General features: G+C 64.6%; 5 protein-coding genes. All 5 read left to right on the top strand.

All coding sequences use genetic code 11. The annotated features are described in order from the left end of the window. The first annotated feature begins 50 nt into the window (after positions 1–50). The 5 genes from BT173_RS02555 (at position 51) to lysS (ending at position 14,817) form a co-directional block, all read left to right on the top strand. Entirely contained in the window at positions 51–4,829 is a 4,779-nt protein-coding gene (locus BT173_RS02555) for an NAD-glutamate dehydrogenase (RefSeq protein WP_072427057.1), read from the top strand. Between the two features lie 188 nt (positions 4,830–5,017). Beyond that, on the top strand, positions 5,018–9,358 hold the full coding sequence (locus BT173_RS02560; RefSeq protein WP_072427058.1) for a response regulator: 4,341 nt from the start codon (positions 5,018–5,020) through the stop codon (positions 9,356–9,358). Beyond that, positions 9,355–12,048 carry a tetratricopeptide repeat-containing hybrid sensor histidine kinase/response regulator gene (locus BT173_RS02565; RefSeq protein ID WP_072427059.1) on the top strand — a complete coding sequence of 898 codons (2,694 nt, stop codon included), beginning with the start codon at positions 9,355–9,357 and terminating at the stop codon, positions 12,046–12,048. The genes BT173_RS02560 and BT173_RS02565 overlap by 4 nt, the downstream gene beginning before the upstream one ends. Before the next feature lie 118 nt (positions 12,049–12,166). Continuing rightward, positions 12,167–13,271, top strand: a protein-coding gene (gene prfB / locus BT173_RS02570; protein ID WP_139256014.1) for a peptide chain release factor 2 whose coding sequence is annotated in 2 segments (ribosomal slippage) — positions 12,167–12,247 and positions 12,249–13,271 — 1,104 coding nt in all. Because the reading frame shifts where the segments join, the coding sequence is not laid out codon by codon here. A gap of 40 nt (positions 13,272–13,311) precedes the next feature. Further along, complete coding sequence (gene lysS / locus BT173_RS02575) at positions 13,312–14,817, top strand: lysine--tRNA ligase (RefSeq protein ID WP_072427060.1); 1,506 nt, start codon at positions 13,312–13,314, stop codon at positions 14,815–14,817. The last annotated feature ends 22 nt before the right edge of the window (positions 14,818–14,839 follow it).

Here is a 14,839-nt window from a genome sequence, read left to right on the forward strand (position 1 = left end):
ATACAAGCGAACGCCCACGAAGCGCTCGTTTGCTGCCCACCAGGAGATAAATGAAGATGCAAAGCTTCCACGCCAGTCTCGTCGCCGACATCCAGCGCCATGCCGATGCCCGCGAGGCCGGTCCGGTCGACCTCGCCGCCCTGATCGAAACCTATTACGCCGATACCGATGCCCACGACCTGTCCGGACGCGAAAGCCAGGACTGGTACGGCGCTGCGCTGGCCCACACCAAGCTGGCCGCCTCGCGCAAGCCGGGCGAGGCCTTGGTTCGTGTGTACAACCCAAGCTTCGACGACCACCGCTGGCAGACCAGCCACACCGTGATCGAGCTGGTCAATGACGACAAGCCCTTCCTGGTCGACACGGTCAGTGTGGCCCTGAACCGCCTCGGTTACGCGATCCACCTGATCATCCACCCGGTGCTGCGCACCGAGCGCGATGCCAAGGGTAGGCTGAGCAAGGCCGGCAGCGGCGCAGCCGAATCGTGGATGCATCTGGAGATCGACCGCATCAGCGACAAGGCCAAGCTCGACGAGATCAAGGAAGAGCTGCTGCGCGTACTCGGGCAGTTGAACGACTGCGTGGAAGACTTTGGCGCCATGACCGGCAAGCTGGCCGAGATCCATGCCGAGCTGAAGAAGCGCAAGCCCGTGGTGGACAAAACCGAGTGGGAGGAAAGCCTCGCCTATCTCGACTGGCTGGCCGACGATCACTTCGTCTTCCTCGGCTATCGCGACTACGACCTGACCGATAGCAAGGATGGCGTGCAGCTGACCATCGTGAAGAACTCCGGCCTTGGGCTGTTGCGCGGCGAAACCCGCGGCGCCCATTCGGCCAGCTTCGCCGCCCTGCCGGCCGAGATCCGCGCGCTGGCACGCGACAAGACCCCGCTGCTGCTGACCAAGACCAATTCGCGCTCGACCATCCACCGCGGCACCTATCTGGACTGCGTGGGCCTCAAGCGCTACGACGCCAAGGGCAATGTGGTCGGCGAGCGGCGCTTCCTCGGCCTCTACACGGCCAAGGCCTATAACACCCCGCCGCACCAGATTCCCGTGCTGCGCCGCAAGATCAATGCCGTGATGGCCGCCAACCAGTTCGCGGCCAGCAGCCACAAGGGCAAGACCCTGCTCAATGTGCTGGAAACCTATCCGCGCGACGAGCTGATCGAGATCAGCGAAGCCGCCCTCGGTGAAATCGCGCTCGGCATTGCCAATCTGCAGGAACGCAGCCGTGTGCGCGTGTTCATCCGCGAGGACCTGTATCGCCGCTATGTGTCGGCCCTGGTCTACCTGCCGCGCGATAACTACACGACCGATGTGCGCATCAAGATGCAGCAGATGTTGCTGACCGCCTTTGGCGGCACTTCGAGCGAATTCAATGTGCTGCTGTCGGACTCCATCCTGGCGCGCATCCACTTCATGGTGCGCACGCCGGCTGGCTCCACCCTGCCCGACTACGATCCGCGCGAGATCGAGAACCAGATCGCCCATGCCACACGCCGCTGGGCCGACGATCTGCAGCTGAACCTGGCCGCCCATGCCGGCGAGGAACGCGGCATGGCGCTGAATGCCAAGTACGCGAAGAGTTTCCCGGCCGCCTACTACGCCGATTACGACGCGCGTACTGCGGTCAGCGATATCGAGAAGATCGAAGCCGCACTGAAGAGCAAGCAGCTGACCATGAAGCTGATGGATGCCACCTTGGCCGATCCGACCCAGCATCGCTTCAAGATCTTCCGCGAAGACCCGATCGCGCTGTCCGACAGCCTGCCGGTGCTGGAAAACATGGGCGTACGCGTGCTGGAAGAACAACCCTATACGCTGAAGTTCGCCGACCAGGGCCGTGCCTGGGTCACCGATATCGCTATCAAGCTTCAGCAGCCAGGCCTGCTGGACGATGAAGCGCGCCGCGAGGCCTTCCAGCAGGGCTTTGCCGCTATCTTCGAAGGCCGCGCCGAGAACGACCGCTTCAATAATCTGGTGCTGCTGGCGGGCCTCGAGTGGCGCGAAGTCGTGCTGCTGCGCGCCTATGCCAAGTATTTGAAGCAGATCGGCCTCAATTACAGCCTCGACCATATCGCCGAGCGCCTCGCGCACTTCCGTGCCATTGCACGCGATCTGGTCAGCCTGTTCCTGGCCCTGCACGAACCCAAGCAGAAGCGCGCCAAAGAGGCCGAGCCGCTGTCGAGCAAGATCCGCGAAGCGCTGGCCCAGGTGCCGAGCATCGACGACGAGCGCATCCTGTCCGGCTTCTTCCATGCGATCAGCGCCACGCTGCGCACCAATTTCTTCCAGCCGGGCAAGGATGGCAGCGTCAAGGACTACATCAGCTTCAAGTTCGAGAGCGCCAAGATCCCGAACATGCCGCAACCGGTGCCCTTGTATGAAATCTTCGTCTACTCGCCACGCGTGGAAGGTATCCACCTGCGCTTTGGCAAGGTAGCGCGCGGCGGCCTGCGCTGGTCAGACCGCAAGGAAGACTTCCGCACCGAGGTGCTCGGCCTCGTCAAAGCCCAGCAGGTGAAGAACACGGTGATCGTGCCGGTGGGCTCCAAGGGCGGCTTCGTGCTCAAGCAGGCGCCGGCCATGTCGGATCGCGAGGCCTATCAGGCTGAGGGCGTGGCCTGCTACAAGACCTTTATCCGCGGCCTCTTGGACCTCACCGATAACCTGGTCGATGGCAAGGTTGTACCGCCCAAGGCCGTGCATCGCCGCGATGCGGACGATCCGTATCTGGTGGTGGCCGCCGACAAGGGCACAGCGACCTTCTCCGACATCGCCAACGGCGTGTCGCAGGAATACGGTTTCTGGCTGGATGACGCGTTCGCCTCGGGCGGCTCGGTCGGCTACGACCACAAGAAGATGGGCATTACCGCCAAGGGCGCCTGGGAGTCGGTCAAGCGCCATTTCCGCGAAATGGATCACGACACCCAGAAGCAACCGTTCACCGTGGCCGGCATCGGCGACCTGATGGGCGATGTGTTCGGTAACGGCATGCTGTTGTCCGAGCAGATCAAGCTGGTGGCAGCCTTCAACCACCTGCATATCTTCCTCGATCCGAACCCGGACCCGGCCAAGAGCTTCAAGGAACGCCAGCGCATGTTCGCCCTGCCCCGTTCCAGCTGGGAAGACTACGATGTGAAGACCATCAGCAAGGGTGGTGGCGTGTTCTCGCGCAGCGCCAAGTCGATTCCGCTCTCGCCGGAAGTCCGCAAGGTGCTCGACGTGACCGAAGAGAGCATGGCGCCGAACGATCTGATTCGCGCCATCCTGAAAGCGCCGGTCGACCTCCTGTACAACGGCGGCATCGGCACGTATTTCAAGGCCAGCACGCAAAGCCACGCCGAGGCCGCAGACCGCAGCAATGACGCGCTGCGTATCGACGGCAAGGAAATCCGCGCTCGGGTGGTCGGTGAAGGCGGCAACCTCGGCTTCACCCAATTGGGTCGGGTCGAATACGCGCAGAACGGTGGCCATATCTGCACCGACGCGATCGACAACTCGGCCGGCGTGGACTGCTCGGACCACGAAGTCAATATCAAGATCCTGTTCGGCCGTCTGGTGCAGGCTGGCGATATGACGCTCAAGCAGCGCAATGCGATCCTGGCCGAGATGACCGACAACGTCGGCGAGCTGGTGCTGCGCGACAACTATCTGCAGACCGCGGCGATCAGCCTCGAGCTGCAGCAGGCCCAGTCGCTGCTCAGCGTGCACAGCCGCTTCATGCAGAGCCTGGAAAAGGCCGGCCGCCTGAGCCGCCGCATCGAGTATCTGCCCAATGACGCACAGCTGGCGGACCGCCAGGCTGCTGGCCAGGGCATGAGCAGCCCCGAGCTGGCTGTGCTGCTGGCCTATGCCAAGCTCGGCCTGTTCGATCAGCTGATCGCCTCGCCGCTGCCCGCCATGCCGGAATGGGACACGCTGCTGGAGGCCTACTTCCCGACCAAGATGGTGGAGAAGTTCAAGAAGCAGCTGCCCAGCCATCCGCTGCGCAGTGAGATCGTGGCCACCGTACTGACCAATGAGTGCGTGAACCGCATGGGCATCAGCTTCGTGTTCCGCGTGGCCGAGGAAACCAATGCCAGCCCGGCCGCCATCGTGCATGCCTGGAGCCTTGCTTCGCGCCTGATGCAGGCCGACAAGCTGTGGCTGGAACTGGAAGCACTCGACAACAAGGTGCCGACCAAGACCCAGTACGCGCTGATGCTGGAAGTGCGCAAACAGCTCGAGCGCGTGGCGCGTTGGGTGCTGAATGTGCAGCTGACCGAGGCCGATGCCGACAAGCGCATCAAGCAGCTGACCGAGGAAATCCCGGCCCTCCTGCCCAAGCTCGACAAGTGGCTGTCGGACAAGCCGGCCTTCATCAGCGAGCAGGCACGCCTGAAGGATGCCGGCGTGAAGAGCGAGTTGGCCGCCCGCGTGGTGAGCCTGGACGCGCTCCTGGCCCTGCTGGACATCGCCCGCCTGGCGCGCGAAAGCAAGGCCGGGGTCGAAGAGGTGGCCCAGGTCTACTTCAAGCTGGAAAACGCCTTGCAGATCGACTGGCTGCGCAGCGTGGTGGATGGCCTGCCACGCGACAACCGCTGGCAGACCCTGGCCCGCATGGCCTTCCGCGATGAGCTGTACCGCGAGCACGCCAGCCTGACCCAGCGCGTGCTGCAGCAGGATGGCAAGAACGCGGCCAAGCAGGTGGAGAACTGGCTGAAGACCCGCGCAGCCGCCATCGAGCATTGCAGCAAGATGTTCGAGGAACTGCGCGTGGCCGTGCCGGACCTGGCCATGATCTCGGCCGCCATGCGCGAGATCCGCAGCCGCCTGGCAGCCTGATCGCCCTGATGTAAGCCTTAAGCCACCCTCCTGCGAGGGTGGCTTTTTTCTTGCTGGAGACATGCCGGCGCGCCATGGCGGCAAACATGGCAAGGGCCGCGCCAGTCAAGGCTGTTAAACTGACGCGCCGCTGACACCTTGTCGCGCACGCCTGCTCACGCCGCTGCCTGAAACTAGATACGTAACGCATGCCACAAGCCACCCGCTCTTACCTGCTGCGCATCCTGCTGATCACAGCCGTGTACTGGCTCGCCGCCCAGCTCGGCTTTGCCTTCCTGGGCCAGGGCTATCTGACGCCGGTCTGGCCGCCGGCCGCCGTCGCCTGCGCGGCCGCGCTGCTGTATGGGCCGCAAAGCCTGATCGGCGTGGCGCTGTATATCTTTCACGACTATGTGGCGGTCGATTACCAGAACAGCGCGCGCTACGCCTGGGGGCTGATTGAACCCCTGAGCATGCTGCTCTCGGCCAGCGCGGTTAGCTGGCTGGCCCGCCGCCAGCGCTTCGACCTGAGCCTGAGCAGCGTACGCGCCAATGTATGGCTGATGCTGCTGGCGCTGTTGTATGCAGCCCTGAATGCGGGTGCCGCCACGCTTGGCTACTGCGGCTGGGCCAAGCTACTGATCTGCGCCCAGCAGGGCTGGCTCGTGCACTGGTTCCAGGCTGCGCTCGGCGATCTATTCGGCGGGCTGATCTGCCTGCCCGCCCTGCTGTCCTGGGGTTTGCGCCTCGATGTGCGTGCGCGCAGCCAGCTGGCCGACCCAGCCAGCTACCGGCCGATTCCACTGCGCATGAGCCGCGCGGAAGTCCTCTTCGTGCTGGCCGCCCTCAGCTGCGCCGCACTGGCCTGGTGGCTGACCCGCTTCGCCCCGATGCCGGTGCAGCTGATCGGTTTCCTGGCCCTGCCGCTGCTGGTGTGGGCGGCGATGCGCTTCCCGCCGCTATTTGTGCATTCGGCCATCCTGGTCACCGGCCTGGTCACGATTGCCTTGCAACTGACCGGCCAGCCGCAGGCGCCGGTCGATACGCTCACCCATCTGGCCTCGCTCGGCCTGTTTCTGCTGGCGCTGTCCACACTTACCCTGCTGGTCAGCGTGGTCGTGCAGCAGCAGCGCGAGCTAGCCGCCAGCCTCGCGCAGCGCAGTGAGCAGGCACGCATCGAAACCCTGCTGGCCGCCGCGCCGGAAGCCATCATCAGCCTGGATAGCCAAGGCCTGGTCACCTACTGGAACCCGGCTGCCGAGGCCATGCTGGGCTGGTCACGCGCGCAGGCGCTCGGCAAGCATGTCTACCACTTCCTGCCGCAACAGGCGCTCGGCAATACCGACCGCGGCGGCCTGGCGCGCTTCTTCGAAGCGGGGCTGAGTGCCCTGCGTGGCCAGGTGATCGAGGTCGATGCCTGGCATGCGCAAGGCCATGCCGTGCCGGTGGAGCTGGCCCTGACCAGCTATCAGCAGGGGCGCGACTGGCATGCAACCGCCTTTGTGCGCGATATCACCGAGCGGCGTCAGAACGAGGCCGCGCTGGCTGCGGCCGAGGGGCGCGCGCGCGAGCTGACCGACAAGCTGCCGCTGGCTGTCTTCCAGCTACAGGTGGATGAGGCGCAGCCACGCATCATCTTTGCCAATGCCCAATGGCAGGAATTCGGCCGCACGCCGGAAGACATCGTGCGCGATGTAAATGAGGCGCTGAGCCTGATCGTGGAACGCGACCTACCCTGCGTGCGCGAATCGATCAGTGCGGCGCTGGCCGCGCGCCAGCCTTGGGAGCAGGCCTTCCGCATCCGCCGCAGCGATGGCGAGCTGCGCTGGGTGTGGGGCGAAGCACGCCCAAGCATGACGCGCGAGGGCAAGCTGATCTGGAACGGCTATTGGCAGGACATTACCGAAAGCCAGGAGGCGAGCGCTGAGCTGGCCAGTGCGCGCGATCAGGCCCAGGATTCGCGCCGCCGGCTCATCGATCTGTCCGACGCCCTACCGCTGGCCATCTTCCAGCTGCGCCTGGAGCCGGATGGCCGCCTGCACTACCACTTCGCCAGCGCCAAGGCGCAGGAGATCATCGGCGTCGACTACCGCGAGCTGCAGCGTGACCCGGCTTCGCGCTGGCGCTTTGTGCAGCCCGAAGACCGTATTGCCGGCCAGGCCATCCTGCGCCGCGCCATCACCGACAAAACCGGTACCGATTTTGAAAGCCGCGTGCAGCTGAATGGCAAGCTGCTCTGGGTGCATACGCGCGCCAGCTGCAGTAAGCAGGATGACGGCGCCTGGGTCTGGAATGGGTTCTGGATGGATGTGACCGAGTCGCACCAGCAGGCACTGGCCCTGCGCGCCGCCAAGGACGAGGCCGAGAACGCCACCCAGGCCAAGTCGATGTTCCTGGCCAATATGAGCCACGAGATCCGCACACCGATGAATGCCATCATCGGCATGGCCCATCTGGCGCTGAAGACCGCGCTGTCGCCCAAGCAGCGCGACTATGTGCACAAGATCCACACCGCCGGCGTGTCCTTGCTCGGCGTAATCAACGACATCCTCGATTTCTCCAAGATCGAAGCCGGCCGGCTCGATGTGGAATCGATCGATTTCGATCTCGATGAGGTGCTGGCCAATGTGGCCGCGGTGACCAGCACGCGCGCCGAGGAAAAAGGCCTCGAATACGTGTTCGATGTGCCGGCCGAGGTGCCGCGCCGCCTGCGCGGCGACCCGCTGCGCCTTGGGCAGATCCTGATCAATCTGATCAATAACGCGGTCAAGTTCACCGAGAACGGCATGGTGCGGCTGAGTGCGCGCCTGGAAGATGCGCCGAGCGGCCAGATCGGCATCGGTTTTTGCATCAGCGATACCGGCATCGGCATGAGCGAGGAGCAGGCGGCCAATCTGTTCCAGGCCTTCCAGCAGGCCGATGGCTCCACTACGCGCCGCTTTGGCGGCACCGGCCTCGGTCTGAGCATCTCGCGCCGCCTGGTGGAGATGATGGGCGGCCAGATCAGCGTGGAGAGCCGCGAGGGCGAGGGCTCGGCCTTCCGCTTCGGCGTGCGCTTCGCGCCGGCGGGCGAGCGCATTAAGCTCGAACGCGTGCTGCCCTCGGCGCTGAACAATATGCGCGTGCTGGTGGTGGACGATAACGACACCGCGCGCGAGGTGCTGGTCGATGCGCTGGGCGAGTTGCCTTTCCGCGTTGATGCGGTCGACTCGGGCGCCGCCGCGCTGGCCGCCATCCGCACGGCCGACCGCAGCGACCCCTTCCGCGTGGTGCTGACCGACTGGCAGATGCGCGGCCTGGACGGCATCGAACTGACCCGTCAGGTCAAGAACGACCGCGGCCTGGAACAGGCGCCGGTCATGGTCCTTGTCACCGCCTTCGGGCGCGAAGAAGTCCGCCATCGGGCCGAACAGGCCGCCATCGATGGCTTCCTGCTCAAACCGGTCAACCGCTCCAGCCTGGTCGATACGCTGGTCACCCTGGTCGGCAGCAAAGAGAACGATATGCCCCTGCCCCAAGCGCCCCAAGCCGAAGCCGCCCTGAGCGGCGCCCGTGTCCTGATCGTGGAGGACAATGAGGTCAATCAACAGATCGCCGCCGAACTGCTGCAGGGCATAGGCCTGAGCGTGGAAGTGGCCGAAAACGGCCGCCAGGCGCTGGAACGGCTGCAGGCGCTACCCGCCGACCATTTCGCCCTGGTGTTCATGGACTTGCAGATGCCGGTGATGGACGGCCACGAAGCGACGCTGGCGATACGCGCCGATGCGCGCTTTGCCGCCCTGCCCATCGTGGCGATGACTGCCCACGCGATGGTGGAGGAGCGCGAGCGCTGTCTGCGTGAGGGCATGCAGGACCATGTGAGCAAGCCGATCGAACCCGAGGCGCTGTACGCGTGTGCGCGGCGCTGGATAGGCAAGCAGAACGGGCCGGCTGCAGCGCCCGATCCGAGCACCGGCCTGCCGCAACTGGCTGGCCTCGATGCGCAGGACGGACTGCGCCGCGTGGCCGGCAATCTAGGCCTGTATCGCAAGCTGCTCGGCCAGTTCAGCAGCCGCTTTGTCGATAGCGCCACGCAGATCCGCGAGCGCCTGCTCAGCGACCGCCCGGCGGCCGAGCGCGAGGCGCATTCGCTGAAAGGCGTGGCGGCCAATCTGGGCGCCACCGAGCTGCAGGCGCAGGCCGATGCACTGGAAGCACGCATTGCCGCAGGCGCCGAGCCGAGCGCACTGGACGAGGCCCTGCAACAGCTCGAGCAGACGCTGCACGCACTCTGCAGCGGGCTGAATGCCCAGCTGGCGACGCCGGCCGCCGCCGCGCCTAGCCTGAGCGAGCTGGTCGGCCAGCTCAATGCCCAGCTGCATGCGCATGACCTGGCCGCACAAGCCTGGGTGCTGCGCCATGGCGGCCAGTTGCGCCAGGGCCTGGGGCACTCCTTCGCAGCCGTCGAACAGGCGGTGGCCGAGCAGGACTTCGCCGCCGCCCAGGCACTGCTGGGTGTGTTGGCTGGGCGCGCTGGCCTAGGCGCCACCATCAGCGGGTTGCCGGCATGATCAGCCACGCCTTCAGCAAACCCGCCTGGCATGCCGAGCTGGAACGCGCGCTGGGCGTGATGCGCGACCAGCCCGAGCAGGGACGTGAAATCGCCCGCGCGCTGTGCGCGCTGCCGGGGGAGGAAGCGCCGCTGTATGGCGAGCTGATCGCTGCGCTATGTGATTACTTCGACGACCGCAATACGCATACCGAGGCGCGCTTTATCTCACTCGACCAGCGTTTTTCGGCGCTAGGCCTGCGCGATGGCGTACTGCTCAGCCGCTTTGGCCTGCTGGCCGTCTACCGCGTGATCGGGCGCATCGCCGAAGCCTATGCGTTCGCCCAGCAACAGGTGCTGCCCATCTTGCCGCGCCAGGCCGATCTGGGCAGCGTGCTGGCGCTCAACACCATGGGCATCATCGCCCAGGAATATGGACTGACCGACGAGGCGATCCGCCATTTCTATGCGGCGCTGGAGGCCGCCAAGGCACTCGATCTGCGCGCACGCGTGGCTCAGATCAGCTGCAATATCGGCGAGCTGTTCTATATCTGCGGCAATCTGGACGACGGCGAAGCCATGCTATTGCAGGCGCGCAGCCTGGCCCAGCAGTGCGAGGAAAGCTGGTTGCTACCCTTTACCAGCTTCATCCTCGCCCTGTGCAAGCTGTCGCGCGACGATGCGGACGCCGCCCATGCGCTGATTGCCGACTTCATCCAAACCGAGCAACCGTTCCAACAGACCACGCCATCCAACCGCGGCTTCTTCCTGGCCGTGGCCGCCTACACCCTGGCCCAGCGCGGCGAGCTGGCCCGTGCCGAGGCCTTCTGCCGCCAGGCGCTGGACGAGGCCGACAGCTACGAAGAAAAGCACCTGCGCCCCTATGTATGGTGGGCCTGCGGCCATCTGTGCCGGCGGCGCGGCCAGCTGGCCGAGGCGGTCGAGAAGCTGAACCGCGCGATCGACGAGACCGGCGATATCGGCTACACCTTCATGCCGATGCGCGCCTGCCGCGAGCTGGCCGATATCCATGCCGCCCAGGGCGACTGGCAGGCCGCACTGCGCGACCATCAGCGCTATCACGCGCTGTACGAGCGTGCGCAAAGCCAGGCCACCCGCACCAAGCTGCAGGTGTTCAATATGCAGAGCGAGCTGCGCGAGGCTGAAACCGCACGTCGGCATGCCGAGGAAGCCACGCGCGCTAAATCGATGTTCCTGGCCAATATGAGCCATGAAATCCGCACCCCGATGAATGCCATCATCGGCATGGCCCATCTGGCGCTGAAGACGCCGCTCAACCCCAAGCAGCGCGACTACATCGACAAGATCCACACCGCCGGCCTGTCCCTGCTCGGCATCATCAACGACATCCTCGACTTCTCGAAGATCGAGGCCGGGCGCATGGATGTGGAGTCGGTGGATTTCGACCTCGATGAGGTACTGGGCAATGTGCATGCGGTGACCAGCGCGCGAGCGCAGGAAAAGGGCCTCGACTACCGCTTCGAGATCCCCGCCGCGCTGCCGCGTCAGCTGAAGGGCGACCCGCTGCGACTCGGGCAGGTGCTGATCAATCTGCTCAATAACGCGATCAAGTTCACCGCGACAGGGCAGGTCGTGCTCAGCGCTAGCATGGAGCGCCAGGACGAGCGCGGCATCCGCCTCGCATTCCGCGTGCGGGATACCGGCATCGGCATGAGCGAGGACGAAGCTGCCAAGCTGTTCCAGGCCTTTACCCAGGCCGATGGCTCGACCACGCGCAAGTTCGGTGGCACCGGTCTCGGGCTAAGCATCTCGCGCCGGCTGGTGGAAATGATGGGCGGCCGCATCGGCGTGGAGAGCGAACTCGGCCGCGGCTCGCTCTTCCAGTTCAATGTGCTGCTGCAAGCCGGCCAGCCCGCGCCGCAGCGCGCGGCGCGCAATACGCTGACCGCCCTGCCCCGATTCGATGGCGTGCGCGTGCTGCTGGTCGAGGACAATGAGATCAACCAGCAGATCGCCATGGAGCTATTGCAGGCGGCCGGGGTGAAGGTGGACCTGGCCAGCAATGGCCGTGAGGCGCTGGATGCGCTGCTCAGCAGCACGGCGCCCCGCTATGCGCTGGTGCTGCTCGATGTACAGATGCCCATCATGGACGGCTATGCGGCCATCCGCGCGATTCGCGCCGAACCATCGCTGGCCCAGCTGCCGGTGGTGGCGATGACCGCCCATGCGCTGCTGGAGGAAAAGCAGCGCTGTCTCGATTCGGGCATGAATGATCATCTGGCCAAGCCGATCACCCCGCAGGCACTGTTCGATACCGTCGCGCGCTGGGTGCATGCCGCGCCGGTGGTGCCCTCGGCCACACCGGCGCCGGCGGACAGCCCGCTGCCCGAGATCGCCGGCCTGAATGTGGCCAGTGGCCTAGCGCGCACCTTGGGCGATAAGGCACTCTACCTCGATCTGCTGCAGCGCTTCAGCGCCGAACAGCGCGGTGTCGTCGCACGTATCCGCGCCGCCCTGCCGGCCGACGGCGTGCTGGCCAGCCGCCTCGCCCACACCCTGAAGGGCCTCGCCGGGCTGATCGGCGCCAGCGAGGTGCAGGGCCTGGCTGCCGAACTGGAAAAGCAGCTGAGCATGACCGGCAGCCCGGCCGACGCCGGCCTGCTCGACCGGCTCGAGCAGGTCCTGGACGGTCTGTTGGCCGAACTGGATGCACTGCCCAAGGCCGCTTGAAGCGGCTTCAGCAGCGCGCGCCCGTCAAAGCAAGCGCATTTCCGCGTAATGGGCCGCAACCCAAGCGCCGCGCTCCGGTATAATTCGCGGTTTCCTAAAGATTTCAGCAGACGCCGCCATGGAAGCCGAACGCCTCAACGCCATTGAAAACGCCCTCGCCGATCTCGCCAGCCGTGGCGATGAACTGCGGAGGTATCTTTGACTACCCTGGCAAGAAAGACCGCCTGGAAGAAGTAAGCCGTCTCTCGGAAGACCCGAGCATCTGGAATGACCAGAAGCGCGCGCAGGATATCGGCCGTGAGCGCAAGGCGCTCGAGGACGTGGTACTGGTGCTCGACCAGATTGCCAGCGGCGTAGCCGATGGCCGCGATTTGTTCGATATGGCCAAGGGCGAAGCGGACTGGGACACCATGGAATCCATCGAGGCCGATGTGGCCGAGCTGGAAAAGAAGGTGGCCGAACTCGAATTCCGCCGTATGTTCAGCAATCCGATGGACCCGAATGCCTGCTTCATCGACATCCAGTCGGGCGCTGGTGGCACCGAGGCGCAGGATTGGGCCGGCATGCTGATGCGCATGTATATGCGCTACGGCGAACGCAAGGGCTTCAAGGTCGAGCTACTGGAAGAATCGGAAGGCGAAGTGGCCGGTATCTCCAGCTGCACGATCAAGCTGACCGGCGACTACGCCTACGGCTTTATGCGCACTGAAACCGGTGTGCACCGTCTGGTACGCGTGTCGCCGTTCGATTCGAACGCGCGCCGCCACACCTCGTTCAGCTCGGTCTTCGTCTACCCCGAGGTCGACGACAGCATCGAGATCGAGATCAATCCGGCCGATCTGCGTATCGACACCTACCGCGCCTCGGGCGCCGGTGGTCAGCACATCAACAAGACCGACTCGGCCGTGCGGATTACCCACGTACCGACCAATATCGTCGTGCAGTGCCAGAACGACCGCTCACAACACCGCAATAAGGACGAAGCCATGCAGATGCTGCGCGCCAAGCTGTACGAGGCCGAGCTTCGCAAGCGCATGGAAGCCCAGCAGGCGCTGGAAGCCGGCAAGTCCGATATCGGCTGGGGCCACCAGATCCGCTCCTATGTGTTCGACCAGAGCCGCGTAAAGGACCTGCGCACCAGCGTGGAAGTGGGCAACGTCAAGGGCGTGATGGATGGCGATCTCGATATCTTTATCGAAGCCAGCCTCAAGCAAGGCGTCTAAGCTTCAGCAGCAAATCAAATAGTTACCAATAGAAACCATCATGGCCGACGATCAGAACCCCCTTACCCTCGACGATAACCAGCTCATGGCAGAGCGCCGCGCCAAATTGGCCGAACTGCGCAAGCTGGGCCCCGCCTTCCCGAATGATTTCGAGCGCAAACACCTGGCGCAGGACCTGCACGCCAAGTACGACAGCGCCGAGAAGGAAACGCTGGAAGCCGAGGCCATCGAGGTGGCGGTAGCCGGCCGCATGATGCTCAAGCGCGTGATGGGCAAGGCAGCCTTCGCCACCCTGCAGGACGGTTCGGGCCGTATCCAGCTGTATATCGCGCTCGACAAGGTGGGCGAAGCTGCACTGGCCGCCTTCAAGCACTGGGACCTTGGCGATATCGTCGGTGCCGTCGGCACCTTGATGAAGACCAAGACTGGCGAGCTGAGCGTGCAAGCCACGCAAATTCGCCTCTTGGCCAAGTCGCTGCGCCCGCTGCCAGAGAAGTTCCATGGCATGACCGACCAGGAACAGAAGTACCGCCAGCGTTACCTCGACCTGATCACCAATGACCAGAGCCGCGATACCTTCGTCAAGCGCAGCAAGATCGTGCAGAAGGTACGCGAGGTGATGGTGAGCGAGAGCTATCTGGAAGTGGAAACGCCGATGATGCACCCGATTCCGGGCGGCGCCGCGGCCAAGCCCTTCACCACCCACCACAATGCGCTCGATATGCCGCTCTACCTGCGCATTGCGCCCGAGCTGTATCTGAAGCGTCTGGTGGTCGGCGGTCTGGAGCGCGTGTTCGAGATCAACCGCAACTTCCGCAACGAGGGGATGAGCACACGCCACAACCCCGAGTTCACCATGATGGAGTTCTACGAGGCCTATTGCGATTACCGTCGCATGATGGACCTGACCGAGCAGGTGATCCGCGAGTGTTCGCGTGCCGTGAACGGCCATGCGGTGATCGAATATCAGGGCAAGGTCGTTGACCTGTCCAAGCCCTTCGAGCGTCTGACCGTGGTGCAGGCCATCCTCAAGTACAACCCCGAGTACAACGAGGCGCAGCTGAACGACCGCGTGTGGCTGAAGGCCGAGATCGAACGCCTGGGCGGCAAGAGCTTTGCCACCAGCGGCATCGCCGGCCTGCAGTTCAGCCTGTTCGAGGAAACCACCGAGACCAAGCTGTGGGACCCGACCTACATCATCGACTACCCGATCGAAATCTCGCCGCTGGCGCGCGGTTCGGACAGCCGCCCCGGCATTACCGAGCGCTTCGAGCTGTTCGTGGTTGGCCGCGAGCTGGCCAATGGCTTCTCGGAACTCAATGACCCGGAAGACCAGGCCGAGCGCTTCCTCGACCAGGTGCGCCAGAAGGATGCCGGCGACGACGAAGCCATGCATTACGACGCCGACTACATCAAGGCGCTCGAATACGGCATGCCGCCGGCCGGCGGTTGCGGCATCGGCATCGACCGTCTGGTCATGCTGCTGACCGATGCCCCGTCGATTCGCGATGTGATCCTGTTCCCGCAGATGCGCCGCGAAGACTAAACCCGCAACACACCGATACTCG

It is taken from the genome of Chitinimonas taiwanensis DSM 18899 (genome assembly GCF_900119825.1).
GTDB classification, from domain to species: domain Bacteria; phylum Pseudomonadota; class Gammaproteobacteria; order Burkholderiales; family Chitinimonadaceae; genus Chitinimonas; species Chitinimonas taiwanensis.

What these genes read in the sequence shown, in the direction of transcription:
- BT173_RS02555 (WP_072427057.1), top strand. Translation starts at nt 51, where the DNA reads ATGAAGATGCAAAGCTTCCACGCCAGTCTCGTCGCCGACATCCAGCGC.
- BT173_RS02560 (WP_072427058.1), top strand. Translation starts at nt 5,018, where the DNA reads ATGCCACAAGCCACCCGCTCTTACCTGCTGCGCATCCTGCTGATCACA.
- BT173_RS02565 (WP_072427059.1), top strand. Translation starts at nt 9,355, where the DNA reads ATGATCAGCCACGCCTTCAGCAAACCCGCCTGGCATGCCGAGCTGGAA.
- lysS (WP_072427060.1), top strand. Translation starts at nt 13,312, where the DNA reads ATGGCCGACGATCAGAACCCCCTTACCCTCGACGATAACCAGCTCATG.